Source organism: Oxalobacter paraformigenes, from assembly GCF_000158475.2.
Lineage (GTDB): Bacteria > Pseudomonadota > Gammaproteobacteria > Burkholderiales > Burkholderiaceae_D > Oxalobacter > Oxalobacter paraformigenes.
In genome coordinates this window covers 1363583-1390078 of record NZ_KI392031.1, presented here as the reverse complement: position 1 = coordinate 1390078, position 26496 = coordinate 1363583, and the positions used below count along the sequence as shown (strand labels likewise).

At 49.3% G+C, this 26496-nt stretch carries 31 protein-coding genes; 6 read left to right on the top strand and 25 right to left on the bottom strand.

Going from position 1 to position 26496, the window contains the following annotated elements; genetic code table 11:
• Window positions 1-20: 20 nt before the first annotated feature.
• The 10 genes from OFAG_RS10675 to OFAG_RS10630 all read right to left on the bottom strand — a co-directional run bounded on the left by OFAG_RS10675 (window position 21) and on the right by OFAG_RS10630 (window position 7227).
• Entirely contained in the window at window positions 21-1193 is a 1173-nt protein-coding gene (locus OFAG_RS10675) for a phage tail sheath protein (protein ID WP_005876125.1), read from the bottom strand.
• Between the two features lie 114 nt (window positions 1194-1307).
• The gene (locus tag OFAG_RS10670; protein ID WP_005876126.1) at window positions 1308-2120 is read right to left on the bottom strand and encodes a DNA adenine methylase; all 813 of its coding nucleotides are present in this window, start codon (window positions 2118-2120) and stop codon (window positions 1308-1310) included.
• The gene (locus OFAG_RS13505; protein ID WP_081695719.1) at window positions 2074-2274 is read right to left on the bottom strand and encodes a Com family DNA-binding transcriptional regulator; all 201 of its coding nucleotides are present in this window, start codon (window positions 2272-2274) and stop codon (window positions 2074-2076) included. Before OFAG_RS13505 ends, OFAG_RS10670 begins: the two co-directional genes overlap by 47 nt.
• A gap of 130 nt (window positions 2275-2404) precedes the next feature.
• Window positions 2405-2641, bottom strand: a complete 237-nt coding sequence (locus tag OFAG_RS10665; RefSeq protein ID WP_020995271.1) for a hypothetical protein — start codon at window positions 2639-2641, stop codon at window positions 2405-2407.
• Complete coding sequence (locus tag OFAG_RS10660; RefSeq protein ID WP_005876127.1) at window positions 2625-3185, bottom strand: DUF4376 domain-containing protein; 561 nt, start codon at window positions 3183-3185, stop codon at window positions 2625-2627. The genes OFAG_RS10665 and OFAG_RS10660 overlap by 17 nt, the downstream gene beginning before the upstream one ends.
• Before the next feature lie 2 nt (window positions 3186-3187).
• Window positions 3188-4630: a phage tail protein gene (locus tag OFAG_RS13050; RefSeq protein WP_005876129.1), complete on the bottom strand. Its 1443-nt coding sequence runs from the start codon at window positions 4628-4630 to the stop codon at window positions 3188-3190.
• Window positions 4631-4639: 9 nt separating this feature from the next.
• Window positions 4640-5254 (bottom strand): phage tail protein I, encoded by a 615-nt coding sequence (locus tag OFAG_RS10645; RefSeq protein ID WP_005876131.1) that lies wholly within the window; start codon window positions 5252-5254, stop codon window positions 4640-4642.
• Entirely contained in the window at window positions 5247-6242 is a 996-nt protein-coding gene (locus OFAG_RS10640; RefSeq protein WP_005876133.1) for a baseplate assembly protein, read from the bottom strand. The genes OFAG_RS10645 and OFAG_RS10640 overlap by 8 nt, the downstream gene beginning before the upstream one ends.
• Entirely contained in the window at window positions 6239-6577 is a 339-nt protein-coding gene (locus tag OFAG_RS10635) for a GPW/gp25 family protein (RefSeq protein WP_187138737.1), read from the bottom strand. Before OFAG_RS10635 ends, OFAG_RS10640 begins: the two co-directional genes overlap by 4 nt.
• A gap of 5 nt (window positions 6578-6582) precedes the next feature.
• Window positions 6583-7227 (bottom strand): phage baseplate assembly protein V, encoded by a 645-nt coding sequence (locus tag OFAG_RS10630; RefSeq protein ID WP_005876137.1) that lies wholly within the window; start codon window positions 7225-7227, stop codon window positions 6583-6585.
• Window positions 7228-7341: 114 nt separating this feature from the next.
• Here OFAG_RS10630 and OFAG_RS10625 point away from each other — a divergent pair, with 114 nt between their 5' ends.
• Together OFAG_RS10625 and OFAG_RS10620 are read left to right on the top strand one after the other, a co-directional pair.
• Entirely contained in the window at window positions 7342-7614 is a 273-nt protein-coding gene (locus OFAG_RS10625; protein WP_005876139.1) for a BrnT family toxin, read from the top strand.
• Window positions 7598-7939 (top strand): BrnA antitoxin family protein, encoded by a 342-nt coding sequence (locus tag OFAG_RS10620; protein ID WP_005876140.1) that lies wholly within the window; start codon window positions 7598-7600, stop codon window positions 7937-7939. Before OFAG_RS10625 ends, OFAG_RS10620 begins: the two co-directional genes overlap by 17 nt.
• Before the next feature lie 5 nt (window positions 7940-7944).
• Here the strand turns inward: OFAG_RS10620 and OFAG_RS10615 are convergent, their stop codons facing one another.
• The 10 genes from OFAG_RS10615 to OFAG_RS10570 form a co-directional block, all read right to left on the bottom strand.
• Window positions 7945-8409 (bottom strand): phage virion morphogenesis protein, encoded by a 465-nt coding sequence (locus tag OFAG_RS10615; protein ID WP_005876141.1) that lies wholly within the window; start codon window positions 8407-8409, stop codon window positions 7945-7947.
• Window positions 8402-8887: a phage tail protein gene (locus OFAG_RS10610; protein ID WP_005876142.1), complete on the bottom strand. Its 486-nt coding sequence runs from the start codon at window positions 8885-8887 to the stop codon at window positions 8402-8404. Before OFAG_RS10610 ends, OFAG_RS10615 begins: the two co-directional genes overlap by 8 nt.
• Before the next feature lie 130 nt (window positions 8888-9017).
• A complete protein-coding gene (locus tag OFAG_RS10605; protein WP_005876144.1) occupies window positions 9018-9398 on the bottom strand; it encodes a hypothetical protein in 381 nt (126 codons plus the stop codon).
• Entirely contained in the window at window positions 9395-9799 is a 405-nt protein-coding gene (locus OFAG_RS10600; RefSeq protein WP_020995269.1) for a D-Ala-D-Ala carboxypeptidase family metallohydrolase, read from the bottom strand. Before OFAG_RS10600 ends, OFAG_RS10605 begins: the two co-directional genes overlap by 4 nt.
• Window positions 9786-10235, bottom strand: coding sequence for a phage holin family protein (locus OFAG_RS10595; protein ID WP_005876146.1), 450 nt, complete (start codon window positions 10233-10235; stop codon window positions 9786-9788). The genes OFAG_RS10600 and OFAG_RS10595 overlap by 14 nt, the downstream gene beginning before the upstream one ends.
• A 10-nt stretch (window positions 10236-10245) precedes the next feature.
• Window positions 10246-10458, bottom strand: coding sequence for a tail protein X (locus OFAG_RS10590; RefSeq protein ID WP_005876147.1), 213 nt, complete (start codon window positions 10456-10458; stop codon window positions 10246-10248).
• The gene (locus OFAG_RS10585; protein WP_020995268.1) at window positions 10458-10943 is read right to left on the bottom strand and encodes a head completion/stabilization protein; all 486 of its coding nucleotides are present in this window, start codon (window positions 10941-10943) and stop codon (window positions 10458-10460) included. Before OFAG_RS10585 ends, OFAG_RS10590 begins: the two co-directional genes overlap by 1 nt.
• 101 nt (window positions 10944-11044) lie before the next feature.
• Window positions 11045-11755 (bottom strand): phage terminase small subunit, encoded by a 711-nt coding sequence (gene gpM / locus OFAG_RS10580; RefSeq protein ID WP_005876149.1) that lies wholly within the window; start codon window positions 11753-11755, stop codon window positions 11045-11047.
• A 71-nt stretch (window positions 11756-11826) separates the two neighbouring features.
• On the bottom strand, window positions 11827-12831 hold the full coding sequence (locus tag OFAG_RS10575) for a phage major capsid protein, P2 family (RefSeq protein WP_005876150.1): 1005 nt from the start codon (window positions 12829-12831) through the stop codon (window positions 11827-11829).
• A 59-nt stretch (window positions 12832-12890) separates the two neighbouring features.
• Window positions 12891-13718, bottom strand: a complete 828-nt coding sequence (locus OFAG_RS10570) for a GPO family capsid scaffolding protein (RefSeq protein WP_005876151.1) — start codon at window positions 13716-13718, stop codon at window positions 12891-12893.
• Between the two features lie 151 nt (window positions 13719-13869).
• Here OFAG_RS10570 and OFAG_RS10565 point away from each other — a divergent pair, with 151 nt between their 5' ends.
• Window positions 13870-15627 (top strand): terminase ATPase subunit family protein, encoded by a 1758-nt coding sequence (locus OFAG_RS10565; RefSeq protein ID WP_005876152.1) that lies wholly within the window; start codon window positions 13870-13872, stop codon window positions 15625-15627.
• A complete protein-coding gene (locus OFAG_RS10560; protein WP_005876153.1) occupies window positions 15624-16640 on the top strand; it encodes a phage portal protein in 1017 nt (338 codons plus the stop codon). Before OFAG_RS10565 ends, OFAG_RS10560 begins: the two co-directional genes overlap by 4 nt.
• Before the next feature lie 740 nt (window positions 16641-17380).
• Here the strand turns inward: OFAG_RS10560 and OFAG_RS10555 are convergent.
• From OFAG_RS10555 to OFAG_RS10545, 3 genes are all read right to left on the bottom strand, one after another.
• Complete coding sequence (locus OFAG_RS10555) at window positions 17381-20476, bottom strand: DEAD/DEAH box helicase (protein WP_196806237.1); 3096 nt, start codon at window positions 20474-20476, stop codon at window positions 17381-17383.
• Between the two features lie 46 nt (window positions 20477-20522).
• Window positions 20523-21350, bottom strand: a complete 828-nt coding sequence (locus OFAG_RS10550; protein ID WP_005876155.1) for a Hachiman antiphage defense system protein HamA — start codon at window positions 21348-21350, stop codon at window positions 20523-20525.
• A 474-nt stretch (window positions 21351-21824) separates the two neighbouring features.
• Window positions 21825-22103: a DUF6582 domain-containing protein gene (locus OFAG_RS10545; protein WP_005876156.1), complete on the bottom strand. Its 279-nt coding sequence runs from the start codon at window positions 22101-22103 to the stop codon at window positions 21825-21827.
• A gap of 623 nt (window positions 22104-22726) precedes the next feature.
• Here OFAG_RS10545 and OFAG_RS10540 point away from each other — a divergent pair.
• Complete coding sequence (locus OFAG_RS10540) at window positions 22727-23284, top strand: hypothetical protein (protein ID WP_005876157.1); 558 nt, start codon at window positions 22727-22729, stop codon at window positions 23282-23284.
• Between the two features lie 324 nt (window positions 23285-23608).
• Here the strand turns inward: OFAG_RS10540 and OFAG_RS10535 are convergent, their stop codons facing one another.
• Complete coding sequence (locus OFAG_RS10535; RefSeq protein WP_005876158.1) at window positions 23609-24232, bottom strand: class I SAM-dependent methyltransferase; 624 nt, start codon at window positions 24230-24232, stop codon at window positions 23609-23611.
• A gap of 10 nt (window positions 24233-24242) precedes the next feature.
• Complete coding sequence (locus OFAG_RS10530; protein WP_005876159.1) at window positions 24243-25679, bottom strand: APC family permease; 1437 nt, start codon at window positions 25677-25679, stop codon at window positions 24243-24245.
• A gap of 348 nt (window positions 25680-26027) precedes the next feature.
• Between OFAG_RS10530 and OFAG_RS10525 the strand changes: the two genes are divergently transcribed.
• Window positions 26028-26468 (top strand): DsbC family protein, encoded by a 441-nt coding sequence (locus OFAG_RS10525; RefSeq protein WP_005876160.1) that lies wholly within the window; start codon window positions 26028-26030, stop codon window positions 26466-26468.
• The last annotated feature ends 28 nt before the right edge of the window (window positions 26469-26496 follow it).

The following is a 26496-nucleotide window of genomic DNA, read 5'->3' as shown; positions in this document are numbered from 1 at the left end:
ATTGATGATCTGTTCCATGGTCAGCTATTGACCTGCTGGCTGAAATCAAGCAGGTAACGATCGGTAATGCGTTGCTGGAACAGCAGGTTTTCAAGGGGCGGAACTGGCGTGTAGTCATAGTCAACAACGAGCTTGCCGTTTTTCAGGTTTTCCTTGCTGTTGTATTTCTCGTCAAACCAGACGCTTCCTCCCAGCAGGCGTTTTTCCGTTTTGAAGGTGTCGAATTTGGACTGGACGCTTTCGATGATGTCCTTGACCAGCGAAGGGTGGAGGTCCTTGTCATTGAAATAGAAATGGGCTTCAGCAATCGTGTCTGCCAGTATCTGGGCCGTCCGCGTGTAATTTTCAAAATAGAAGTAACCGCCTTTTTCTGCGGTCCGGTTGCCCCAGAAGCGGTATCCGCCATTGTTGATCAAAGTCGTGACTTCGTTCTGGTTCAGATAACCTGCATCAGTGGCCGGATCCTGCAGATCCCAGAACACATCTTTGGAAATGCCAGTTGGACCGTTTACCACGATATTGGAAAGCGTTTTTTGCCAGCCGGTCTGTTCGTCAATTTTGGCACGCAGACCAAGGGCATAGGCCGTGGCAAACATGTCTGCGGTTTTGTTGGCAACCAGATCCCAGTTCTGGAAATCCGGCCAGATCAGCATCAGTTCGCGCTGTCCGAACTCGTCACGGTAAGCAACGGCATCTTCCTTGCTTTCGCAGTTCCAGCAGGAGGCATAAACGAAGCCGCGAACCTGTTGGCCAATGGATACCAGGGCATTTGTAACAGCTTGGTTATCCAGACCGGGAGCGCCCAGAATGCGCGGTTTCATTCCGAAACGGGCTTGGGAGGCGAGAAGAGCCTTGCTGCCGGTGTATTTGCCGCTCACTGATGTTCCGATGACGTTGGAAGTGGTTTCCTCTTCGGTTTCTCCTTCCGGAACACGCACGACGATGGTATAGGGTTTCGTCTGCTGCGAGATGGCTTCAAGCGAGCGGGCAAGTGTGCCTTTATCGCCTGCATTGCCCAGAACACCATTGACATTGGTGATAAGGACGGGGGTGTTTTCCGGAAAAACGTCGGGATCCGCATCATCAGCGGTTGCAAGCATGCCAATAACGGCCGTGGAAACCGTCCGGATGGGAATGGTTCCTTCGTTGATTTCGTCAACGCGGATACCATGATGGAAATCAGAACCAGCCATGTCTACTCCTGTAGCGATATTTGATGAGAGGTTTTTTGCATGATGTCCGTTACCGCATGCAGGCGCATCAAAAGAGGGGTTGATTGGCGGGCAAGTAACCCGCCGGCAGCAGGATCAGGCGAAGTTACAGATCAGAAGTTCGGATGAACGGGTTTTGCTGCACTTGACGCCACCGACTGTATAGCGGATTTCAAGTTGTTTCATCGGTAGCCCTGAAAAAGCCTCATGCATTTCCGGGATGTCATTGACGGAAACAATCATTTTTCCCTGAATGCTTTTGGCCAGATCGGCAATTTTTGGATATTCATCAAGTGCGAAATCATTCCCGTAGCCAGTTGTTCCGTAATAGGGTGGATCCAGATAAAAGAGTGTCCCTGGACTGTCATAACGCCGGATGCATTCCTTCCAGTCCAGATGTTCAACGTAGGTGCGGCAAAGACGGCGGTGAGCGGCAGACAGATCGTTACCCATCCGGAAATGGTTTAGTTTTGCTGGAGAGGTAATGGCGGTACCGAACGTTTGGCTGAATGCTTTTCCACCAAAAGCCATTTTCTGGAGGTAGTAAAAACGGGCGGCACGTTGAATATCAGTCAGATTTTCCAGTGTGGTAGTTTTTAGCCAGGCGAACATTTCCCGGCTTGCCAGTGACCATCTGAATTGTCGGACGAGTTCTTCAAAATGATGTTGCACAACCCGATACAGGTTAATCAGTTCGCCATTGATGTCATTTAACACTTCAACTTGGGATGGCTTTTTCATGAAAAAAAGTGCCGCGCCGCCAGCAAATGGTTCAACGTAACAGGTATGTTCTGGAAAAAGAGGCAAGATATGCCTGGCAAGACGACGTTTGCCACCCATCCAGGCGATGATCGGTTTTGCTTTAATTGCAGGGGATAAAAGAGGAGGAGTTCGTTTGAAAAGGCCCATTTTCTTCTCCATATGATGCTCTTTGGCATTCGGGTAAGAAGCTCGGGGCCTTCAACTGATTCAATGTCCCACATCTGGGGCATTTTATTTTGAGGCAGAAATATGTCGCTTCTGCCAGTTTTCTATTGCAGTTTCCGCATCGGATGATTTCCATTTTTGTAGTCGTTATGATAGCCTGCATACCACTGTCTAGACGGCATGGTGCCTCGGCTTAACGCAGTTGCGGCTGCGGGCGGTGGCTTCTGAAAGTGTTGGCGCACTTTCAGAGGTCGCACCGTTTTTAATTATCTTAATTCTTCAGGAAGCTGGCGCCTTTTCAGTTCAGATTCATAAGCCGTTTTGCAGTGATCGGTCTGCCAGAAAAACAGGGCGTCGATCATCTTGCGCAACAGCGCCCAGCCTTTGCTTTCACACCGCTTGCGCCATGCTGCACTCGATATCGTCTCGTCCGCCCAGCCTCCGAAGAAGGTATTGATGAGCTGATCGACCGCTATCGGGATTTGCCTACTCCGTCTGCCCATCGGTTTCTCCTGCTGTGGTTTCTTTTAAACCCCTCGCCAGTTCGCCCAGCGCTTCCGCCGAAAGGGCAATAGTGTCCAATGCCTCGACCGTTTCCGCCGCCGTAATAGCCGCCTCAAGTGTCCACTTTGCCTGATAGAGTTTCTGGCTGTTGACCACGATTTCCTTGCGCATGGTCTCGAGTTGTTCTCTCGTGACTTCATGAAAAGTGTTGTCGTATGCACGGAACAGCGTGCTTTCACCCGGTTGCAGAACAAGTGTCAGCCCTTCGATGTTGCGGTTGGCGATTTCGTCGGCATTGATTTCAAAGCCGAGGGAAGAGCGGCAGTGGGCATTAGCCGAGGCAGTCGCAAAGGCGGCGTTCAGTTCGACCAGCTTTCCGGCTCTCGCTTCGTCCAGTGTCGGTTTCGGTGGTTCGGGCAAGGCAACGACTTCGTACCAGTCACCCTTGTCTTCAATGACCGCTCTGTTGTCATTGCACCAGATGGCGGTTTGTGTGTAGTCTCCCCAGTCGGATACGGGTTTTGTGATTTGTTTGCCAATCATATTTATCCTTTCGCCCCGCAGGCATACCACAAGTGATCGCTGAATCCCTGGATCTGGAAACTGTTGATGGTTTTATCAGTAAAACAGCCCGCCAGATCCGATGTCGCAGCCTGACCGGCAGTCGAAGCAGTATGCGTATACCAGGCATCTCCACCAATGGTCGAGCCTGTTGTCAGTGTGTAGTCCGGACCCGAAAATGGACGTAAAAGATTAATCGTCACCTTTGCATATACGCCATTTCCTCTTTTCAGTCCGCCTTGCTCCAGCCATCCATCAGACCATTCACGCCACCAGTTGCCACGCATATCGTTATAGCTGTCCACGATATAGGCAATGTTTTTTCCATTGATAACTCTATCGACTTTTCCTGCCATTTCGTTTGCCAGTTCCGTTACGTCGATCAGCCCGGGATTCACTGCCGCGTCAAAAGCTTTGATACAGGGCAAAAGCGTCAATGCCGGAGGCTGGACGGTGTCGGAATTGCCGTAGATGGGGCTGGAACGCGATGCACTAATAAATGCCGCAAAAAATGCTTCGCCGCCTGTACCATCTGGCGTTGCACGATACCGGGAACCGCCGATTGATGTGAACAACGATCCGGTGCCGAACGCCACGCTCGAACCAAAGTGACCGTTAATTTCTCCCGTGATGTTTGGCAACCCGGCTTCTTTCACCGTTCCCGGTGTCGCGCTGCCCTCGGCAAACCGCCCGATCATGTCCGGCAGGTTGAAGGTGGTTTCCCCGTCTCCGGCTCCGAACGTCGTCCCAATCGCCGCAAACAGATCAGGATAGGTGGCTCTTCCCACTGCCGCACCGTCCGCTTTCAGATAACCCGCCGGCGGCGTAGCCATTGCAAAATATTCGACTGTTCCGATCGGGACACCGGACGGATATTTCCACCCCATGTCTCCGCTGTTGTCCGACAGTTTTGTCAGTACCTGATCTTTGGCTCCGCCGGGAAACAGTTTGCTTTTACTGAAGTTATCAATAACCCATGCCTGACTGGCCAGAATAACAGTCGGATCAACTTTCAGCGTGACAACATCGGTATTGCTGACTTGCAAAATAATCCGAATAACCAGATCCCGGCCGGAACCTTCTTCCAGTTTCGGTTTGTACGTTTCCGGAAAATTCGCAATCGCGATCAGGTAGCCTTCTTCGTCAAACAGCCCGACTTCGCGTACTGACCAGCCGCCGACATTGGTGGGGACAATCATTTCGGCAATCAGGTAATTGGGATTATCCAGGTCGGTCGTTAACTGATTGATCTGGGCTCGATAGACTTCGTTGACCAGTTCGGTTTGTGATTCTTTCGGCACAGTCGGAACGCCGTTGCCGTCACCAACAGCCATGTGCGTCAGACTGACTGTCTGGTTTAACGCAATGGCATTGGCGATACTGGCCTGTCCGATGGTGGTCAGGAGAGTGTAATAGGTGTTTGCCATAAAGTTCCTTTACGAAAGCGGGTAAATACAAATCCGGTCGACAGACTGTTCGGTGCCGGCATGACAAACGAATCCGTAGCTGGTCAAATCTTCTGGAATGTATGGATAGATGGTGGTTTCGAGTCCGCTCATGATTGCTGATCCAAGGTATAGATTTCCATGTGTTTCGCCGACCAGTGACAGACGCGAGAGATAGGATCGGGTGTTTTTATTTGCCTGAACCAGGCGGTTAATCTCATTTATTAAAAATTCATTGATGCCCTGCGAAGAAACACCAATTTCCACACGAAAAGCATGCGGAGCCAGTCTTTCTTGCCAGCTGGTGTATATTTTTATCGTGTAACCAAGCGCCTTGATTGCCTGCCGGATAGCCGAAGGCGTTCCCTTTTTCATGTGAACGTAAGGAGATGCGGCAATGGCCGCCCGTTTTTGTGCTTCAGTCCAGTTTTCATCCCACCAGTCGACAGACAGTTCCCAGGCAAGCCAAGGCAATAATCCGGCAGGACAGGTCGCCGGGTCGATATAACGGCTGATCGGTACCGGAACATCTGAAATCAGGGCCGCCGTTTCTTCCAGCGCACGTTCCAGCTTTGTCGTATTGGGGGGCAGAAGCGACTTAAACATCTGTGCCTCCTTTATGGATCGTGATACCAGTGCAGTAACTGGCCTGGTGTTTCTCAATGGGGATATCAGTGGTTGGCGAAATCAGCCGGACGTTCTGGACACCAGGCTGATGCAGGGCAGCGTGAATACCTGATATCGTGACGTCGTAACCCATCTTGTGCGTTGCAGCTGCATATTCACGTGCGCTTTTTTCTGCGGCTTCAAGGCATACGTCAGCAGATGGCCCCGGATAAAAGATTAGTTCGGCTTCAATTTCGTAGGAAATGATTTCGGCAGCGCATGGATGAGGATGATCGGTCAGGGGAACGATTTCTTCTGAGTTCAGACTCCCGTCGACAGCAGCCAGTATTTCTTCAGACGGTACGCCTTCTCCGGTTCGGGAAAGAATATTGACGGTCACGTCGCCGGGCATTGGATTTTCAAGTCCGGCATTATGTGTGACAACAAGGACAATAGCCTTTTCCGGCAACAATGCACGGACTTCTTCCGAAGGTTCATGCAGGGCGAATTGCGGAGCATCAACGCTGGCATCCAGTATATCGGGATGGGCATTCAGGGTATGAAAGATATAGGCGCCGTCCGGTCCGGCCGTCGAATAGCCTTCCGGCGCCATTTGAGCACGCCGGCGCAGACTTTCATCATCTTCATATACCGGTTCGACAGGAGGCAGGGCGTCCGGATCACCCGGGTTGATCAGATGCCGTTTCACGCCACGATTGGCCGCAATATGGTCGAGGTCTTCGCCTGTGGCATAAGCCAGCATCAGGTTTTTGCAGGCTTCGTTGATACGCTGCCTGAGCAGGAGTTCCCGGTAACTTCCCGTCTGCATGTTCCGCATTGCCGGATCGCTTTCCAACAGGGATGCTACCAATTCGGGGGCCAGTCCACTGAATTTGGCCACCCAGTTTTTCAGGATGGTTTCAAAATCCGGTTCTTCAATAATATTGGGTGGCGGCAGTTGTGAAAGATCGATGACGTCCCAGCTCATGCATTACCTCCGAAGGAAACAGAAAGGGAAACAGCGTTATCGGTTGTCTGGCCATCTATTTGCAGCATGGCCTTTCCTTTCGAGTCAGTCGCCATGGAAATCATCTTTATTTCAGTGATGCGCAGTCTTGGTTCCCACAGACCAAGTGCATGGGCAGCAGCCGAAAAGACACGAATACGGGTATAGGGTGTATCAGGCTGGTCAATCAGTTCCGGCACGTCAGAACCGTAGGATCGGCGTTCGATTCGGGTACCAACCGGAGTGCGGAGAATGTCTGAAACAGACTGCTGAAGATGAGCGATTCCTTCCAGAACCTTGCCTGTTTTTGCGCACATGCCCTTCATTCCGGTTTCTCCGTCAATGCGCCAATACCGGTAACAAGATGGCGGTGGAGGATGTAACTGATCCCTTTCACGACAACGTCTTCGGAAACAGACAGTTTTCCGGCAAGAGATGTGCTGGCTCCGGAACTGTCTGTTCCACGTACAGATAACGTCTTCCCGATAATCACATTGCCTGCAACAATCAGATCACCTGTACATTGTGTCAGTGGGGAATCGGATGTGACCTGATCAGCTTTGACGGTTGCGGTGCCGCCAGGTAATGAAGCAAGCAGGCGATGACTTGCGAAGTCATATTCAATAACCGCACCATCAGGGTAAACGCGCTTGTGCAAGGTTGGACTGGAAGAAGGTGCCGGATTGTCATCAGAATAAAGTGCAGGGTAAACGATGCCGGCAGCCAGATTGCCTCCAGGCGAAACGATCACGACTTGTTCGCCAATGCTTGGCGGATCCCATTCTTTTACGTTACCTGCGCGTCGGGTTCCCCACTGAAGCCAGTCAGTTTCTATTTCTCCCGTTTTTACGCGCACGGCAGTATTCGCATAATCGATCCCGGAGATGGTTCCGAACCGGATTATGTTTCCAATCAATCGGCGATGTTCAGATAATTCAGCGTCCATTTCCGAATGATGTCCAGTCATGAAAAATCATGCATCAGTTTGCGGGTTGATTGACGGACAAATAACCTGAATAAATATTTATTGCATATACAAAAAATACTTGACCTTATTATTTATTGTATATACAATAAATACATGAAATATGAATTCGATCCAGTAAAGAACGCGAGCAACATCATCAAGCATGGCCTTTCGCTTGAGGATGCACAATGGCTCGAATGGGAGACGGCCTATATTCTGGAAGATACCAGAAAGGCTTATCCCGAACGTCGTTATCAGGCGCTGGGTTTGATAGAGGAAAGGCTGCACATGCTGGTGTTTTGTATGCCGGATAGCCAGACGATCAGGGTTATCAGCTTGCGAAAAGCCAACAGAAGGGAGGTTAAGATTTATGCCGAAAACAGTTAAAACAAAATCGGGTCGTGCAATCATCATGCCGACTCCGGAGGAAGACAAAGTTATCAATGAAGGTATTATGGCCGATCCGGATAATCCGGAAATGAGTGATGACGCGTTCAAAAATGCAAAATTGGCCAGTGAATTTTTTACGCCGGAACAATTTGCGGCATTGAAAGAAAAACGGCCGCGTGGCCGTCCTCATGCTGATCAGCCAAAAGTAAGTACATCGATCCGTCTTGATGCAGATCTGCTCGAGGCATTAAGGGCTACAGGACGAGGCTGGCAGAGTACGGTCAATTCGATATTGCGTGAAAAGATCATGCGTGACAGGTAATGTGGTCAGTCTTTCAGGTGACGTAAAACAGAATCACGGATCAATTGCTCATCTGTCTGGCTGAATCCGAGTAATCGACGGGCCGGATACTGTGCGTCCGGTCCATTCTTTGAAACACGATCTTTAAGACCGAAATGGTGAACGTTTGCAATGCGTGCCACTTTATCGAGAAATGAAATGCTGATCTGGTCCTGATCGCTTTTAAGATTCATCCGGCTGACCATTTTCAGTCGCGGGAACATTTCAGACCGCATTCGTTTCAGGCGGCCTGTGCTGTTTCGGATGCGTTTCCGGTTTTTCCGGGGGGTAAAGCCAGTGCCATCGGGGTTGCGTTGCGAAGCGATCCGGGCAGATTGACTTCGCCGTAGATCCAGGCCGATTTTCCGGCTTAGCCTGCGTCTTTCAACCGGCGAAACTTTGGCAAGCAGTCCACCTGCCCAGTCTTCTATCCGCTGCAGCTCGTTATCCATTGTTCTTGATGTTCCATTCGGCAATCAGATTATCGCCTTCGTATAATTTCCAGAATTCGTTATCGTAAGGTGGAGTCAGAAGAGGTTCTTCCTGATGTTTGATATCGATTCGCCCTTTCCCGTCTTTTGTCACGATGGATTTTTCGGTCAGGGTCAGCCGGATCAGCATATCAATGGTGTCGTTATTATTGAAATCCACGTCAAAGCTGATTCCGGTTCTTCTCTTTTCAGGGTTGTTCAGAAGTTCTGACTGATGGATTTGTACCCATGCCAATATTGGAACTGTGACCGCTTCAATCGGGCCTGCATAGTCTTCAATGTGAATGTTCAGTCTGTACTGGTATTCATGCGACAGCGAACCGGTACCGGTTGCCACGACATTGCCTTCATCGACAAAAATATGAAACCTTTCCGGATTCCGTTTCAGTATCCGGTTTGCGCCCGAAAGATGCCTGCGAAGGCTGTCGGCTTTATACATGGTTTATTTTTCCTGTTGTTTGCGTACCCATTCCTGAAGGGCACGGAAATCTTCTGCATTGAGATGGCAGGTTTCGTAGTTTTCATTTACCTGCCGGACAAATTGCCGGAGGGTAACCGGACGTCGAATGTCATTTTCGAGAACCGGTTTCAGTTCGCGGGGTTTTTGCATCAATGATTCTGGAGGAGCCGGAAACCCGCTGTAACACGGCGTCGTCGTGCAGGCGGACAGCACCAGCAGGCATGATGAAATTGTCACTCTCTCGAATATAGTTTTCCGTGTTCGCATGGATTACTTTCATGGTTTTCTGAATACTCCTGCGGGTCTGTTCATTACCGGATACGACATGGGCAGTGATGGCTTCTCTGTCGCTTTTGTCTTGTGCCTGTTTTTTCAGTACGTCATTTTCTTTTCTGGCTTCGCATCCGGAAAGAATGAAGTACATTCCTCCGGCTCCGATGACCAGACCAGCCAGCAGGGCCAAAGCGGTTTTTCTGATCCAGTCCATCATGATCCAGCCCTGAAAACCTGCCGGCGCATCCGTGGATCAATGGAAAGATGCGTCCAGGTTCCTTCGTCAATGCACTGGTCAAAAGCCAGATCCGAGGCGGTAATGCGTCGGGTGACGTCGTGCGGGGCGATACCGTCAATCCGGATATCGGCAGCCAGTCCGGCCAGATGGGCTGAATTCCTGACGCCGCCAACGGCTTTGTTCAGAGCAGGGCAGCGGTATCCGGAATTGATATGGACTGGCAGGCCGAAAAGCGTGCGCACCTGTTCCAGCGTTTCAGCCAGTTTCCGGAGATTGGCATAAACTGGCGAGTTGTCCGGCGGAACATTGTTGATGCCATGCCTGCCGGCAGTATCGGAATAAAGGAATTCCTGCAATGTAAAGTGTTCAGTTAGTTTCACTGTTGTTCCTTTCCATAACATTGACCTCGAATTTCTTTTCCAGAACGGCACGGGCGAGATTCAGCAGGAAATTCAGCATGCGTCCGCCGGCAAAGCCGGAGATTCCGACAAAAGCAGCCGTAATCAGCCTATCCATGTTGGCGGATTCACAAATGTAAAAGGTCAGGATTCCCGAAAAGGCAGAAGTGAAGATGTCGAGGACGAATGACGCCAGATTGACCAGAATGAAAGCGGCAATATCCAGATAACGGTTTTCTGTCCTGAAAATCCGGAAGCGGCCTTTCCGTTTTTCCTTATGCGACACAATGCCGCCCATGACCGACAGGATGAGTACCCAGAGATAGGTGTCGAACTGGTACGTTTCCGGTGACCGTGTGGCCGCATAGGCCAGAATAGGCAATGCGATCAGGATAATGATCAGAAGTGTAACGGCCATGTTTTTTCCTTCAGTCCCATAGTTGCACCGTTTCAGTGGTGTTCATTCCGGTAATGGTTTCCGGATCAGGCAGTTCGATAATGATGCCTTGTGGCAGGATGGGACCGTAACTGGCAAGACCGGGATTGAGTGCCAGTGCCGCTTCCACAACACCGGCTGTCGTACCGAGATACCGCCAGCAAATCAGGTCCAGCGTGTCATTCTGTTGTGTCCGTACCTGCATCAGATGAGCTCCACAGTCAGATGACGGCGCCGGGTGATGTCGGCAATCGCCCAGTGGGCGTTCCGGCGCTGTTCATCCGGAGAGGATTCCAGCCATTCCGCTTTTTTGTTGCCTTCCCCTGTCGTATCGTAATCGCGGTACCGTTCGATCAGATCCGCTTTGGCCATGCAGTACACGGCCCGTCTGTAGCTGATGATCAGGATGCTTTCGTTGTTAATAACGGCGGCGGGAAGGCTTTCCATGTTCCTGTATCCATCACCGGATGTGTTCTTCCAGGATTGCAGTTCGGCATTGACATAAAGGATGGCGGCCACAACAGCCTGTTTCAGCCGTGTGTAGGTGACGGTACCATCCAGCCGCATGGCATCACGCAGATCTTTCAGGTTGATGTCAGGAAACCAGCCATCGTTGGCCACGATGAATTCGGTACCGGATGTTTCCGGATCATCGTTTTCAAAAGGTTCGAGGGCAATCAGGCCGTTCATGGTTGCTTCCGTAAGAAGTTCGACGGTGGTCAGGTCAAATCGTGCGTCAGGAAGATGGGCAGGGCACTATTGACCTGAGCCGTCGAGGCGCGGGGCGCTCGTTATCCTTGGGAAACCTGTTCCAGACGTTTCTCAAGGCGTTTAAGTTCGGACTTCACACCGGACCGTTCATCCAGTTCACAGGCACGTTCCAGATACGTTTTCGCATTCAGGGCGTCCGGTCTGGTTTCGGGCGTGATGTCACCTTCGCCGGTTTTTTTGAGCAGTGTCAGTGCCAGTGCCTTGCACAGTTTGGCTGTGGCCTGATCAGGTGCATCATGGGCGGCAGTCAGGGTTTCTGTCTGTTTCAGGATGGACAATGCCTTTTCAAGGTCTTCCGGGGTTTCCGGTTTTTTCTTCAGCAATGCAGGCGGAATTTCGTCAAGCAGAACGGTAGCCAGATTCCGGCTGTACTGGTCAGGCATGACAAGATTGTGTTTCAGGGCATAAGCGGCGATACGAAGCGCTTCTTCATAATGGCCGGCATCAATGTTCCAGACCAGAATCGTCATGAGTACTTCGTCTTGCGCTCCCTGTCCGCTTTCCAGTACGCCATCCACCCATGCCTGATAGTCGGGCAGGATGGCTTCTTTGACCCTGACCTTGCTTTCGATGGACTGGATGTCCTTCAGGCGCTGGATGTCGGAGTGCAGTTTGGCCATCATCAGTTCGTAGGCCGAGCCTTTCTTCAGATTGCCTGCGGCATTCCGTTTTTCGGACTTTTTCGCCATGGCTTTTTCGTAATGGTGTTGCGCTGGTGTCATTCGGGGCATGGATCGGTTTCCTTTCCGTGTGTCGGGGCATTTTCAGCCAGTACACCGTTTTTCAGTGCACGGGCTGAAAATCAGATCAGGACGATGTTCTCGGCCATGGCACCGCGACCGTAATCTTCAACAACGTAAGCATCGTTTGAGGATTCATAGTTTTCGATCCGGTCACGTTCCGGCACGTCTTTCAGATGGCGGCGGCGGGCGCTTTCCTGCCAGTAGAGGGACAGATTGTCGAATGTCGTGACCAAAACAGCATTTTCCTGAAAATAGGGAACGGAAACCGCTTGTCGCCCGCCGACGCGTTTCTGGCTGATGACGATATCGGCTGCCATCATTTCGGTAGGCGGATTGTTTGTATTGACCAGCGGGAAATACTTGTCCGCCAGCAAACCACGGCCGAGCAGGACAACAAGATTGGGATCATCACGGTACCAGGGATCAACCATGGTATTAATGAGGTCGAAAACCAGTGCATCCAGATTATTGTAATCACCACCTGTTCCGATCTGGATTTCACTGTCCGTCTTTCCGCCGGTCATGACACGTTCGTCAGCGTTTTCCCGATAGTGTTGGAGCCAGCCTTTATTGACGTCCTGAAGCAGCGGATTGGCCGTGATATCGGTATCGGCAGCAGCGCTGGTGCCATTGAAGCCGATCATGATACGGTCTAGCGCCTGACGCCGGATGATCAGATCGCGAATACGGGTCTGGAAATCCGGGAACTTGGCCCAGGCATCCAGTTTTTCATAACGGATATGCGTGTCGAAGTTGGTCTGCACACAGTTGTAGCCGTTTTCATCGAGTGTGGACAGGTCACGGGTCTGGCGTGTTTTTGTCGTGGTGTCGGTACGGCCAGCGGAAGGGCCGGAAATACCGAGGCCGAGCTTGGCGCCATTTTTCTCTTTGACGCCAATGACATTGATCCGGTTAAGGAACTCGCTGGATTCCTGGATCTTCGTTTCCAGTGTCTGCTGGACACCGGGTTCGACAGCGAATTTTTCCGTTGCATCCGGGATGCCGTTGAGCTTCGCTACTTGCGCCGCATATTTGTTAAATGCAATACGGGTTTCTTTTAACATGTTTGTCTCCGGGACGGATATTTGAAAGTCGTATGGGTGTTTTTGGCTGGTTTCGTAAGTCAGCAATCTGTTTGCAACTCTCCGGCACTGCCGGTGGCTATGGGCCTGTCAGATTGGGTCTGTTCATTATCAAGCTGTTGCTTCAGTGCGCTGAACGCGGATTCCTGGGCTTGCAGCTGTTTTTGCATTTCATCCATACGGTCAGAAGCCTGTTCCAGTTTTTCCGACTGATTTTCAATGTGGTTGAGCAGGAGTGTGGTGGCAGCATGGATGTCGTTGAAGCGGGATTCGTCTGACGCTTCCTTGCCGGAAAATTTCTTGATGAGTGCCTTGACTTTATCCAGCAATGGCTGGCTATAGTTCTGTACTTCTTCAAATTCCAGTTCGACTTCAATGGCTTCGCTGAACAGGTTTTCCGGACGCTGTTTCCGCGTACTGAACGGGTTTTCTTCAGGCGTTTTCTGGGCGGCGAAGCAGAGCATTTCCGTTCCCAGACTGGCGGGACTGTCTGTAATGGCAAGGCCGACCAGATAGGCTTCACCCGTGTCGGCAAATTTTGGGTCGAGTTCGATGCTGGTGTACATCTTCTGTTTTTTCCGGTTCATGGCAATCAGTTCCGGTGTCGGCTCAACCTGGGCGAAAAGGGCCATTTTTCTGACGCCATCAATGTCCACTTCTTCGGACTTCAGAGCGACGACATCGCCATATGCCTGAAAAGGGCCTTCCGGAAGAACGCCGCGGATATGCTCAAGCCAGATACGGGCGCCATATTTCGCCGGATTGAAGTTTCTGGCCATCTGGATAATCTGGTCGCGCTCGATGTTCCGTCCATCGGTCGTTGCGCCTTCCAGCGCAACACGGAAAAATTTGGAAAGTGTTTTTAACATGATCCCGACTCACTGAGAGGTTGTTGTCAATTGCAGGTTACCGCTCATGTTTAACGACAACGTCAAGGCTCTCAATGCTTTTCAGGTTGATTGGCGCGCAAGTAACCCTGAGACAAGAGAAATGCAGGGATAACACGCATACGCTTGCTGCATGCAAACAAGCGCACCGACCGATTTCCGACGAAGAGCCCGCAGCCTGTACTGGCAGGGATGGACGGTCACGTCCATATCGGAACATCTCGCCATCCCGCGCACGACTGTGGATTCCTGGCGGCAGCGGGACAAGTGGGACAAGGCGCCTGTTATCGAACGGGTGGAAACGTCGCTTGAAGCCCGGCTGGTCCAGCTGATTGCCAAGGATGTGAAAACCGGTTCCGATTACAAGGAAATCGACCTGTTGGGACGGCAGCTGGAACGTCTGGCCAGAATCCGGCGTTATGAAGCGCCAGGCGGCAATGAAACGGATCTCAATCCAAACATTGCGAACCGGAATGCAGAGGGCAAGCGGCAGAAAGCGAAAAACCATTTCACCGAAGAGCAGGTTGAAAAGCTGAGAACAGCCTTTCTGGATTCGCTGTTCGATTACCAGAAAGAGTGGTGGAACAGTCGCAACAGCCGGACACGGGCCATTTTGAAGTCCAGACAGATCGGCGCAACCTGGTATTTCGCACGTGAAGCCCTGATGGATGCCGTACTGACTGGCGGAAACCAGATATTTCTTTCCGCTTCCCGGGCACAGGCTTATGTTTTCCGGCAATACATCGTGCAATTCGCAAAAGAAGCCACAGGGGTTGAACTGAAAGGCGACCCGATTGTGCTGTCAAATGGCGCGCATCTGTATTTTCTCGGCACCAATGCCCGGACAGCTCAGGGTTATCACGGTAACTTTTACTTTGATGAATTCTTCTGGACATTCAAGTTCGAGGAGCTCAACAAGGTCGCTTCCGGCATGGCGCTGCACAAACGCTGGCGGAAAACCTATTTTTCTACACCATCGGCCATGAGTCATGAAGCCTATCCGTTCTGGACGGGCGATGCGTTTAACAAACGGCGCAGAAAAGAAGAGCAGGTCCGGATCGATGTCAGTCACAAATGGCTGGCGGAAGGGCGATTGTGTGAAGACAGGATCTGGCGGCAGATTGTCACCATTGAAGATGCGGAAAAGGGCGGTTGCGATCTTTTCGACATTGATGAACTGCGGAATTACGAATACAGCCCGGACCAGTTCGACAACCTGCTGATGTGCAATTTCATTGACGATACGGCATCCGTTTTCCCGCTGTCGGAACTGCAACGCTGCATGGTCGATTCATGGGAAGCATGGAACGATTACAAACCGTTTACGGCACGGCCGTTCGGCAACCGTCCTGTCTGGGTCGGTTACGATCCGTCCCGTTCGGGTGACAGTGCCGGTTGTGTCGTGATGGCGCCGCCGCTGACGTTTCCCGGGAAGTTCCGGATCATCGAAAAACACCAGTACCGGGGCATGGATTTCGCTGCACAGGCTGAACAGATCCGGCAGATCACGCAGAAATATAACGTCGAATATATCGGCATCGACGCTACGGGGATGGGACTGGGCGTTTATGAAATTGTCCGGCAGTTTTATCCGGCTGTGACCAAGATTCTGTACAACCCGGAAAGCAAGGGCCGCATGGTATTGAAAGCGCAGGATGTGATCCGGAACGGCCGGCTTGAATTCGATGCCGGCAGTACCGACATTGCGCAGTCCTTCATGTCGATCAGGAAGACGCTGACTGTCAGCGGACAGCAGGTGACATACGATGCCGGCCGTTCCGAGACAACCGGTCATGCCGATCTGGCCTGGGCGGTCATGCACGCGCTGGATCATGAACCATTGGCAGGCAATACGGAAAACAGACAATCATTTATGGAGACATTCCAATGAACGAAACACAGGAACAGAGGCTGGAAAAACAGGAAAATGCAGTCGTTTTTTCGTTTGGAGAACCGGTTTCCATGCTTGACCGCCGGGAAATACTCGATTACATCGAATGCTGGTCCAATGGCCGCTGGTATGAAATGCCGGTCAGTCCGGACGGTCTGGCCAAATCGCTGCGGGCCAATGTGCATCACAGCTCGGCCATCTATGCCAAGCGCAATATTCTGGCGTCCACTTTCATTCCGCATCCGAAATTCCCGCTGGACACGTTCAACAAAGTGGCACTGGATTTCCTGATTTTCGGGAATGCCTATCTGGAAAAGAAAACGAACCGGTTTGGCAAGGTGCTGGCGCTCCGGCATTCTCTGGCCAAATATACGCGCCGGGGTGTGAAGCCGGATAGTTATTATTTTGTTTATGGGTGGAAGCAGGAATATGAGTTTGAAAAGGGAAGCGTCTTTCAACTGATGGAATCCGATATCAATCAGGAAGTATACGGATTGCCGGAATATCTCAGTGCGCTTCAATCCGCCTGGCTCAATGAGGCTGCTACCCTGTTCCGGAGAAAATATTACCAGAACGGTTCCCATGCCGGATTCATCATGTATATGACGGATGCTTCCCATAGCCAGCAGGACATTGATGATCTGAGACAGTCGTTACGGGAAAGCAAGGGGCCTGGCAATTTCCGGAATATTTTCATCTATGCACCGAATGGCAAGAAAGACGGCATTCAGTTGATACCGGTTTCGGAAGTTGCTGCCAAGGATGAGTTTTTCAATATCAAGGGCGTAACCCGGGACGATGTGCTGGCCGCTCACCGGGTACCGCCCCAGCTGCTGGGCATCATCCCGAACAACACAGGCGGCTTCGGCGATATCGAAAAAGCAGCCAGAGTGTTTGCACGCAATGAACTGAAACCGTTGCAGGACAAATTCAGATTGATCAATGACTGGATAGGGGAGGATGTTGTCAACTTCATTCAATACAATGTTGAGAACGATAAGCAAGAGAACTGACAGAACTTCTATCATTTATTCAAAGGCCGCGTAAGCGGCTTTTTCTTTGCCGATTTGGAATATCAACGATAGGGTTTGGCGAAATGTTGTGGATGAAGAAAAGTTTTTCAAGAGGCATTTTTCGCAGTTCCCCGCCCGCCTGCGATGAAACTTAATTTGGCTTTTTTGACATTTTGGGAATTTTTGGAAGATGCCAGAATACAAGCCCTTCAGGGCCGTTTTGGATTTCAGGGAATGATGCGATATGACGCAGTGGTGTGATTGATGTTTTTTTTCAATTTAAATGAAAATTTATCATTTGAAGAGGGAGGTAAAACAATAAATTTCAAAACAGAGTCGGGAAAAAGGTAATATCCGTTACACATCAAAAATATGATATATAAATATTTGATTGTAAATAGTATTTTTGGTTACCTTTTATTAGTAATTTAAGGTAATAAAAAAGTAATATTTGTATAAGTATATGATTTTAAATGCTTCTTTAAATCATGAAAATTACCATTCGCAATTAATAAAAACGGTAATCTGATTACCCAAATATTACTAAATAATTACCTTTAATTAATTGTTAATATTGCATTTAAAAACAATAAGTTTTATATCTCTATATTCTGATATTACTAAAATTACCATTTTCCCGAGTGGTTTCAAATTTTCATCAAAACTTGGAATGGATATAATGGTTTTTTAGCTCATTGCAGGAATATTCTTAATCTGGTGATAAAAAATTTCAAGATATATTACTGTCTAAGTAGTTCAGACAATCGCGTTTGGAAATACCTTGGATATTTCTCCATCACCGCCTTGGCTCCAGCCTGATCTTTTTTCAGCGCCTTTACGAGATCCTTCTTTTGGGGCGCTGCCAGGTTTAGGGATGCGGCAAGATCCTGAGCGATGACGCGATCCGAAAAGCCAAGCTCGTAAAGGGCAATGGTGGTTTCGGTGGGCAAACCATATTTCATCCGCTTTTGGAAAATCTGGAGACGACTGATCGGATCACCTGTTCCTTCGCGATCCAGCATTTCTAGAAATTCACACAATGCACTCACAAGAAGAGCCCCATCATAGGCAAGCCCGCCCTCGCAGATATCAATAATATTTTCGATCTTGACTTTCCTAGGCCTCTTTCCTCTACCGAGCTTGCATTTGTTATTGTCGGCAATTTGGAAAAGCTGATTAAATGGAGTTCCTGAAATCCACTTCTTCGTAATTTCTTTCAGGACGTCCTTCTTGTCGAACTTATTGAAAGCTTTGTTGTGTACATGCCCCATTATTAACGGCCACACGAGGTCAAGAACTTCATTTCCCACTTGAGCGGCGATAAGTTCATCAGCGTTATCTTGAACCCATCCCTCAATCACCTTAGCATCGTTGACCCCATAGAGTGTTTTGCCAAATGCTTTCCGCCGATTAACGTCAGTAATGTTCTTTGATATGTTTTCCGCCAGAAGCTTGAATAATTCTTGAATCTGCTCCCGTTTCTCATCATCAGCCAAGAAGTACGCCAATGTCTGTTCCGCGAGATCAGCAATGTCTGCCTCCGTCAGCCCATTATCAACAGCATCCCAATTGGAGAGAAGAAAGCCTTCGATGGAGGCGAGAGTCAGGCTGAAAAATTCGAATTGTGGTTTCACCACATCGACCGTGAAACCGTTTCCACCGTTTTGTTTAGCAATCTTGCTGATAATTTCATTCAGAGAATCCCATCCAGCTATATGAGCTGCGGCAAAAGACAGGATGTCCCATGTCAGCGTATGATTCTTTTTGTCTTTTGACTTGGTACGGTCATTCCGGATAACCAGAGGGATCAATTGAAAGAGGCTGCTTGCGCATTCCTCTGACTTGGCTGGATCAAGCAGCTCCTTGACTATATCCCACCGCCAGCCGTCTTTTCGGTTGCGTCTCTTGTCATATACAATAGGGTCTGCAAACAAAATGCTGCCTTCAGTATGCATCCCGGCGCGACCCGCTCGGCCGATGAGGTTATGAAAATCCCGAACTTTGATGCGCTCCATGCCTTGGTAGACACTGGTAACAATGAGATACCGGATTGGAAGATTTACGCCTTGCGCTAGTGTGGAGGTGCAAACAACGAACCGAACGAGGTTCTCACGCATAGCGTGTTCCACTGAAAGGCGGATTCCATGCGGTGTATTGCCATGATGAGAAAATATGCCATGCTCGGCAATCATTGAGGCCGATGCATCAGTTCCAAGATTCGCAACATGGAGGTAATAGAGCCGTTCAACCTCCCTTCGGTCTGAGAATACTTGTGGGAGTGGAAGCGGAATACCATGATTAATGAATTCCACCGCTTTTTCACAAATGCTTGTCGCTGTTGATTTTTTGCCACAGAAGATGGCGATGCTTCCGTTAGGAACCAGTTTTATACCGAGATAAAGTGCAATGGCCTGGCCATCATTTCTTTCTGGGAAGTGGCGATCTTTCTGCTCTCTGCCTCTTCTCCCGAGATTGAATCTTTCAATTACTCGGGGAACGAAAAACTCGCTTTGTTCAACGTCACGGTTGTCGACATATTCGATCCTTCCCAACTGATCGAGCCAGCTCGCGAACCCGACCGACCTGAAAGTCGGAATAAGGGTTGTGCCTTTAACGACATTGGGATTGCTGTTCAGCCATTCTCCGACAAACTCAGCGTTGGTGATAACTGCTGAAATTAGCACTTTCTGGGTTTTTTCTGGAATCATGAAACGTAACGATGTCAGGAGTAGCTCGTATGTGATGCCTCGAATACCGTTGTCAAATTGGTGCCCTTCATCAAAGATCAGTAATCCCACCTGGTTGGCCAGACTCGGTTCATGCCGAAGGATATATACAAGTTTCTCTGGCGTTATGACCAGAATCTGTTGGTGCTCTCCCAAAAGATCGTCAATCTCGAAGTCGGTCTGTAACGCATCGGATAATTCATCTACCTTGGTGTGTTCATTGTGGAATGCTTCGACGAGACTGTTCTTGATCTCATGACAGAGCGCCCGGAACGGTGCGACGATAATGGCCAGCGACACACGTTCGGCTAGAAATGCACTTCGAATGATCAGTTCCGTTGCCTTCGTTTTTCCAGCACTGGTAGGCATTTGAACAATGGCAGACTTGCCTTTGAGAACCTCCGCTTGGCCCAACAGGTGTTGTGCAGGCCATAGTTCCTTGATAAAAGAATCTTTTTGCAGTGCGTGGAGCCATTTTTCTCGGGGTAAACCTGAATATGACGGCAGAGCTTTCCAGGTTGAATTCTGCAATTTTTTCCGTAGAACTGCCGCGATCACATCACCAAACAGAAGTTGCCTCGGTGTGCAGAATTCATAAACGGTGTTTCTCAGTTTTGTGGCTAAGTTAAGAAGGTTATCTTCGCCATTACCATTCCTGAAAAACTGGAGAATCCCTTTTGAAATCCCATCGATGAATTTGCTGAAGGGGCCCTTAGTTCCATTGAAATAGGTTTTCAGATCGGCCTGCAGTAACCAGAGCAACAAATCTTCCAAACCATCGCTATCCAGATTCGGACACTTGCCATCGATGCGTTTCGCCAATACTGAAGCACTCCCGGGAAGATCGCACAGATAATAGGAGGCCGACCCAAGAAGCACTAGGTATGGATCAAGTGTCTCATTCAGCTTTGATTGGAGGTAGGAGTCGAAAAAACGGGCAGAGAAAAGCAGATTGGTTCTCAGCTTAGACAGGGAGTCTGAATCCGGCTCCTCGCGGTTGATAGCGACGGCAAGGTCACCCAGCAGGCCAATCGTAAGGGTGAAAAGTTTATTTGGATGTACTGATAAATCAATATCCTGATATTCTTCAGGTACATTGTACTCGATCATCTTAGCTTTTGATCGAGTAACGCCCAAAAGACGATGGGATTTTCTTTCAGGCCTCATCCGCAGCCCTCCTGTAGAGCTCATGGACAAGGTCCATCATTTGATCCCCTTTGATAACTACTAACGCAAGGTCACTTGAACGTGGATGAGATGATGCATTGGTCAAGGATATCAGGTGGCCGTCAAAAAGTGGATTCTCAAAAAGCGCGACAGCCCCATAAACTTCTTTATATGGGTGATCAACTTCGTTTTGGAAACGTTCAATTTTTTCAGCATTATCAAGCTCATTGCGACCATATAGCTTTTGCTTGATCGCATTTAAAGACTCTGCCTTCCGTGCAATGTCTTTAGCCGAGCCATCTACAGCATCTTGAAGTCTCGCTTTAGCCTTATTCCCTGAGAATTGCGCCTTTGCTTCAAAGATTGCCAGCCTATCCTTTAAAGAAGCTTTACCATCCTTGACGATATGAAAGCCGATGATATCGCTACCTTTTGTCGACTCGTTCCGAATGGTTTTGTCACCATAGCGAGTGCGTGGAACCCAGTAGCCAAGCAGGTATTCAAGATAATCGGCAACGAGCACTTCTCCAAAGTCGCCAGAACGGATACTGGGTCCTGGTGCATCTTTTGGGCTGGGGAACTTTATGGTGTTGAGATATTCTTGTGGAGAGTATTTATATCCTCTTCGCCAATAATCAATTTCGGAGTCAAGACAGTAGTGATTTCGAAAGTGCCTTGCCCATGCGGAGAGCACTACCTCGTCTTTTTTATGACATAACTCCAAGACCTTGACCTTTTTGCCATCAACCGTCGAAATTCTTTCGCCGGTGTCCACGAGCCATTTAATGTGTTCTGAAGTCCATGGAGAATCAGACATAAATGAATTGTTAGATTATTGATGAGATTGCTTTAGGATTTTAAGTGATTATCCATCTTATGATCAAAAATAAGAAGTTAGAAATATTTGTGTGTGCCAAAATTGTGACTTACTGTGACAGTATTACATCAGGATGTGTCCATTGATGGCACGTTAAGTTTGCTTGCCGATGCAATAAGTTATTGAATTATATGTTTTTTAATGTTGCCTCTGATGCTTCTAAGCCGTAGGTCAGTGGTTCGAATCCACTAGGGCAGGCCATTCAAATCAGTTGCTTACGTCATTATTTCCTTCTCATTTTTCTCCGAACGCAGCTGTAACGTAACCGAATTTGACTTTGTCCAGATTGACACGTACATGCTTCTGCCGTGCGTGGGTTCATGGGTTTGAAAAAGTCTACAGCATTAAATAGGGTCTTCTGCCGACTCTGGATATCCACTGTTTCTGTTTTCCGTGTTTCACCAGGCAATAAAGTCATTTTCTTGCCCATTCGAGTACATTCGTGCTTTTCACGTCTAAGCCAAATTCATTTGCTTTCATCAGGATTTGTCGGGCCAGTTCCGGTGTGCCATCATCGGCGGCCAGGTGAAAGCGCGATTCGGCGGCACGAACATGTTTGGCATCGGGCATGGGAAATGCCCGTTTTTCAGGGATACCGAATTCTGAATCGGTCAATTCGCCACGCCCTTCGGTTGTCAGCCGGTCGTTGCCGGCATAATGGGAAGCAGGATTTCGTGGAGGCGTTTTCGTCATTTTCGACCTCTCTTCTTTAATGTGAAACACATATCTTTTCACGCAGTTCGCGCTACTGGCAAGAACGGTTTTTGGCACACATCATGGCCCCTGTTTGTAGGATGTCGAGTCAAACATTTTCTTGCTTTCCGGCAGGCTGCTAAAAGACAGCGTTTGAGACAGAGAACATAAATGGAAAACAGGTATATTGTTGCGCTGTTTCCGGCTTCTCGGTTTGAGCCGTAAAAACGGTGTATAACAGCGAATCCAAACACTACCATTTCGGTGTGATGAGAGGGCTTGTGCCATGAGGATCACTTCGCTCTTGGGTCGTCAGGATTCGGAGGGAACAAAAAGGGCGAGCGATGCTAAAGCCCCGAATTTGTTTATGAGTGTTTAATTGATTGGGAGAAAAATGGGTCTTTAGAAATGAAATGTATAGGGGAGAAGGTGGAGATACATCCGTTTCAGAAAATCAGCGGTTTTTATGTCTGCAAGACAGGCATGATGGTGGATACTGTACGGGCAGTTTTCAATTATTCAATTTATCGTTTTTCACATTTGTCTTGGAAAATTTCGTTAAGTGAATAATTTTCATGATATTTTTAACAGTGGGGAAAAGGAAGCTGTGACTGATATCGGAAATGGGAGACGTAAAAATGATAGTCGAGGAACGGTTTGAAAATTATGTCAATATTTATGTTGACGGTTATGTTTTTACCGCCGATGCCGATCGGCGCGTCTGGGAATTTGGCGACGGTCTGGACAATGAGGAAAGAAGAGCGAACGAGGCTTCAAGGCGGGCTATGACCAAAGACGAGTTCGTCAATCATTATCAGAGTATCTGTAATGCTGCAGCTGGATGGGAAGACGAAAGGTGGACATATCGTTATAACACGGCTGCTTTTAACAGCCAGGGTACCCTGATGCAGGAAGAGGTTGTGAATCGGGTCGAGCAGGCAATTGACCGGAACGGTGTATCGCAGGATCGGGAAAAATGTCAGGACATGCTCAAAAAGTATGCTTCCCTAGGGATGATTCGCCAGAATGGCTTGTGTATCAGAAAGTATATTTACGACAAGAACGGAAAGGGACAGGGACGGATTGTGTATCGAATGGATGAATTGTCGCCCTCTGATGTTGAGGCCTTAATTCCGAAACAGGTTTTGTTCGACATCCTTCACCGAAAAAGACAGGGTTGAAGACCGCTGTTCTTCGTTGAATGTTTTTACAGGTTTAGATCTGGGACTGCCAATCCCGGCAGACTGTAGTCGCTTCTTTGCGCGTGGATGAAACCGTTATCGGCAAGAGACACAACACATCAATCTGAACACATCAATCCGCCAGTTGCGGGATTGGACTGTTCCAGTCGTTTCACCATTTGATGCGGTTTGTTGTCCGCAGGAATTATCGGGATTCATTCTGGACACAGCACAGTTGTCGAAATTCATAAAGAGCGCAGCGAGCCCGTAAATAGTGGACAGTTTCTTCTATCCGTTTTTTGAGCGGTCTTTTGTGTTTTCTGTTCAGGTATCGTCCCGATCCGGTATCAATGCCGCTTTTCGTTTTTCTTCTTCAGTGATTGTCCACATATAAACGGTTTTCGTCCCGACTTGTTCGATTTTTTCAGCCGGCCATTCAGGCCCCATGTCCGATTCGTTGGAAACTACGCGGGAACCGACTTTCAGTTGTTTCCATAAAATCGGGCGCAGTTCGTAATTGATCGTTTGAGGCAGATAAAGCGCGACAACGGTGGCGTCCGAAAAATCCACCTTGTAAAAATTGCCCAGCCTGAATTGCACGAGATTTTCGACCTTGGCGGCTCTGGCATTGGCGTTCGCTTCTTCGATACGTTTCGGATTCAGGTCGATTCCCACTCCTTTTGCGCCATATTTTTGGGCAGCGGCAATCACGATACGGCCGTCACCGCAACCCAGGTCGTAAACAAGATCGTCTTTGGTGACTTCGGCCACTTTAAGCATGCCGTCGACTGTTTCAGGCCAGGTCGTGATGAATCCGGCGTCAAGTTCGGGCCCCATCATTTCGTCCAGGCCGAACTGGGATTTTGCGGAAATAACGATGAAAACGGGAATTAAGACAGCAACGAACAGGAAGGCGGCGATGGTCAGTCTATTTTTTTTTGAACTCATGAAGCGGTCTCTATAAAGTATCGACAGAAGGGGCAGGGTGTTTCCGTTCCGGATGGATGCGGTTAATTATCCACAGAAGAAGGACACCGAGCAACAATACGGCTACACCTATCCAGGCGGCATTTATTCCTCCCAGAGACTGATCGTAAACGTACGACAGGCTAGACCACAGCATACCGGCGCATGTCAGGCAGAAGATCAAAGGCAGTATCGGATAGAAGGGGACTTTGAACGGTCTGGGCGCCGACGGTTCGCGATGACGCAGGATGAACAGGGAAATACCGGCCAGAAGAAAAAACAGCCAGAATACCGGAGCGGTAAATTCGACCATGGATTTGAAGCCGCCTCCGATCAATGTGCCCAGCGTGACGAGAAAAAGAGACGCGATGCATTGAACCCACAAGGCATTGACCGGTGTGTCACGGGCTGTGTCCCAGACGCCGAGTTTTCGCAGCGCCGGCCAATCTCTTCCCATCGCGTAACTGGTCCGCGCCCCCACGATGATCGTGGCGTTTATCGAAGTCAATGCGGAGATGGCGATCATCAGAGAAATAATTTTTTGGGCGGCTTCACCGAAGGCCATATGCATCAGGTCGGCCGCAATGGTCTGCGAGAACGTCATACCGACAAATCCGAGCCCTTCCCAATACGCCCAGGTCACGAGCAGATAAAGTGATGTGATGACGGCAATCGAAAAAACGAGGGCTTTCACCATATTACGGTGACCGTCTTTCAGTTCCGCGCTGATGTAGGCCGCTTCATTCCACCCGCCGAAAGTCAGGAGAACGAATACCATCGCAAGACCGAAGCCGGACGAAAGCGGGATGGATGGACTTGTTGTCACAGGCTGAACCGGATTCGCGGCTGTTCCCGAGAAAAACAGATAAGCCGCTGTTCCGACGATTGTCAGAAGACAAAGGATCTGAAGCCCCGTAAAAAGGGTCTGCGTTTTCATGCCGGTACGGATATTTTTCAGGTTGAGCCAGGACAGGATGAGAATGATCGAAACGGCATAGAGGAAGGGGCCTGAGCCGGTCCCGAAAAAATCCAGGGGAAAGATCCGGTTCATGTAGTCTCCGAAAACAAAGCCCAGCAATGCAATGGAACCGGTCGTGATAACGGAAAGACGTGCCCATCCGAAAAGAAAAGAAACCGATCGGCCATAGGCGCGCTGGAGAAAATGGTAATCGCCGCCTGCATCGGGGTAGGCTGTGGCAAGTTCGGCATAACAAAGCGCGCCGATCAGCGAAATGATACCGCCTAAAATCCAGACGCCGAACATGATGGTCGTGTTGCCTGTCATACCCGCAACGATGGCGGGCGTTTTGAAGATACCCGCTCCGATAACAAGCCCGACAATCAGGGTGACGGCTTCACGCAAGCGAAGAGTGCGGCGGGGGGTACCGTTTTCTGGCGGAGCGGAACGCTTGTTGGTGGAAGTGGGCATGGTGTCCGTGGTTTACAGTTTGGGATCGTAAGCTGCTATTCTAGTCAAACCTGGAGTATTCAAAAAGTCCGGTCGCTTTGATTTTCAGTTGAAATGGCGGTTTCTTTCCTGTCTGTTATAACAGGCACGGCTGTTTAAAAAACGGGACGCTTTGCGAAGTGGCCGACCGCAATGGTTTTTATGCTTCCCAAAAAGCAATTTGCGTATTTTAAGGTTATTTTTGTGTCATATCAGCGTTCTATTCGGCTTTCCCGGTAGTCTGAAAGAGTTTCGCAGGTCTTTCCGGAATAAGCCGCTCGTGTCGGCTATCCTGTTTCGGGTTCATGTTAAATACTGTCGAGAAAGAGGATGGATATGGAAAAAATCGGTTTGCCAAAAGAACTGGCTATCAAAATTGTCAAGGGAGACGGTAAAAGAGTCATTGCGCTTTTTGCCGATCCGAACTGTCATTACTGCCAGCAGTTCGAAAAGAATCTGGAAGATGTGAACAATGTTACGGTTTATGTTTTTCCCTATAACATTCTGTCGGTTGATTCGATGCATTTGTCGCATGCTATCTGGTGTTCACCCGATCCGGCCAAGGCATGGGAAAACTGGATGCTGAGAAAGGAACGTCCGGATGCGCCGTCTGCCGAATGCGTTTTTCCGAATGACAAGATTCTGGAGCTGGGGGCGGAGCTGAAGGTCAGGGCTACCCCGACCATTTATTTTGCTGATGGCTCCCGTGTCGAAGGAGCGATTCCTGCACAGGGAATGGAAGAAAAGTTCGCTGCCATTCAGTCGGCATAACTGAAAGGAAGAATAAAAAAACCGGACA

Coding starts and splice junctions, on each gene's coding strand:
- OFAG_RS10585 (WP_020995268.1), bottom strand. CDS start 10,943: ATGAACGGCCTGATTGCCCTCGAACCTTTTGAAAACGATGATCCGGAA.
- OFAG_RS10630 (WP_005876137.1), bottom strand. CDS start 7,227: ATGACTGGACATCATTCGGAAATGGACGCTGAATTATCTGAACATCGC.
- OFAG_RS10605 (WP_005876144.1), bottom strand. CDS start 9,398: ATGATGGACTGGATCAGAAAAACCGCTTTGGCCCTGCTGGCTGGTCTG.
- OFAG_RS13050 (WP_005876129.1), bottom strand. CDS start 4,630: ATGGCAAACACCTATTACACTCTCCTGACCACCATCGGACAGGCCAGT.
- OFAG_RS10565 (WP_005876152.1), top strand. CDS start 13,870: ATGCAAACAAGCGCACCGACCGATTTCCGACGAAGAGCCCGCAGCCTG.
- OFAG_RS10540 (WP_005876157.1), top strand. CDS start 22,727: ATGGGAGACGTAAAAATGATAGTCGAGGAACGGTTTGAAAATTATGTC.
- OFAG_RS10675 (WP_005876125.1), bottom strand. CDS start 1,193: ATGGCTGGTTCTGATTTCCATCATGGTATCCGCGTTGACGAAATCAAC.
- gpM (WP_005876149.1), bottom strand. CDS start 11,755: ATGCCCCGAATGACACCAGCGCAACACCATTACGAAAAAGCCATGGCG.
- OFAG_RS10590 (WP_005876147.1), bottom strand. CDS start 10,458: ATGCAGGTACGGACACAACAGAATGACACGCTGGACCTGATTTGCTGG.
- OFAG_RS10550 (WP_005876155.1), bottom strand. CDS start 21,350: ATGTCTGATTCTCCATGGACTTCAGAACACATTAAATGGCTCGTGGAC.
- OFAG_RS10545 (WP_005876156.1), bottom strand. CDS start 22,103: ATGACGAAAACGCCTCCACGAAATCCTGCTTCCCATTATGCCGGCAAC.
- OFAG_RS10525 (WP_005876160.1), top strand. CDS start 26,028: ATGGATATGGAAAAAATCGGTTTGCCAAAAGAACTGGCTATCAAAATT.
- OFAG_RS10595 (WP_005876146.1), bottom strand. CDS start 10,235: ATGGCCGTTACACTTCTGATCATTATCCTGATCGCATTGCCTATTCTG.
- OFAG_RS10625 (WP_005876139.1), top strand. CDS start 7,342: ATGAAATATGAATTCGATCCAGTAAAGAACGCGAGCAACATCATCAAG.
- OFAG_RS10615 (WP_005876141.1), bottom strand. CDS start 8,409: ATGGATAACGAGCTGCAGCGGATAGAAGACTGGGCAGGTGGACTGCTT.
- OFAG_RS10575 (WP_005876150.1), bottom strand. CDS start 12,831: ATGTTAAAAGAAACCCGTATTGCATTTAACAAATATGCGGCGCAAGTA.
- OFAG_RS10645 (WP_005876131.1), bottom strand. CDS start 5,254: ATGTTTAAGTCGCTTCTGCCCCCCAATACGACAAAGCTGGAACGTGCG.
- OFAG_RS10670 (WP_005876126.1), bottom strand. CDS start 2,120: ATGGGCCTTTTCAAACGAACTCCTCCTCTTTTATCCCCTGCAATTAAA.
- OFAG_RS10610 (WP_005876142.1), bottom strand. CDS start 8,887: ATGTATAAAGCCGACAGCCTTCGCAGGCATCTTTCGGGCGCAAACCGG.
- OFAG_RS13505 (WP_081695719.1), bottom strand. CDS start 2,274: ATGGAAATCATCCGATGCGGAAACTGCAATAGAAAACTGGCAGAAGCG.
- OFAG_RS10535 (WP_005876158.1), bottom strand. CDS start 24,232: ATGAGTTCAAAAAAAAATAGACTGACCATCGCCGCCTTCCTGTTCGTT.
- OFAG_RS10560 (WP_005876153.1), top strand. CDS start 15,624: ATGAACGAAACACAGGAACAGAGGCTGGAAAAACAGGAAAATGCAGTC.
- OFAG_RS10555 (WP_196806237.1), bottom strand. CDS start 20,476: ATGATCGAGTACAATGTACCTGAAGAATATCAGGATATTGATTTATCA.
- OFAG_RS10665 (WP_020995271.1), bottom strand. CDS start 2,641: ATGGGCAGACGGAGTAGGCAAATCCCGATAGCGGTCGATCAGCTCATC.
- OFAG_RS10640 (WP_005876133.1), bottom strand. CDS start 6,242: ATGAGCTGGGACGTCATCGATCTTTCACAACTGCCGCCACCCAATATT.
- OFAG_RS10620 (WP_005876140.1), top strand. CDS start 7,598: ATGCCGAAAACAGTTAAAACAAAATCGGGTCGTGCAATCATCATGCCG.
- OFAG_RS10570 (WP_005876151.1), bottom strand. CDS start 13,718: ATGTTAAAAACACTTTCCAAATTTTTCCGTGTTGCGCTGGAAGGCGCA.
- OFAG_RS10660 (WP_005876127.1), bottom strand. CDS start 3,185: ATGATTGGCAAACAAATCACAAAACCCGTATCCGACTGGGGAGACTAC.
- OFAG_RS10635 (WP_187138737.1), bottom strand. CDS start 6,577: ATGTGCGCAAAAACAGGCAAGGTTCTGGAAGGAATCGCTCATCTTCAG.
- OFAG_RS10530 (WP_005876159.1), bottom strand. CDS start 25,679: ATGCCCACTTCCACCAACAAGCGTTCCGCTCCGCCAGAAAACGGTACC.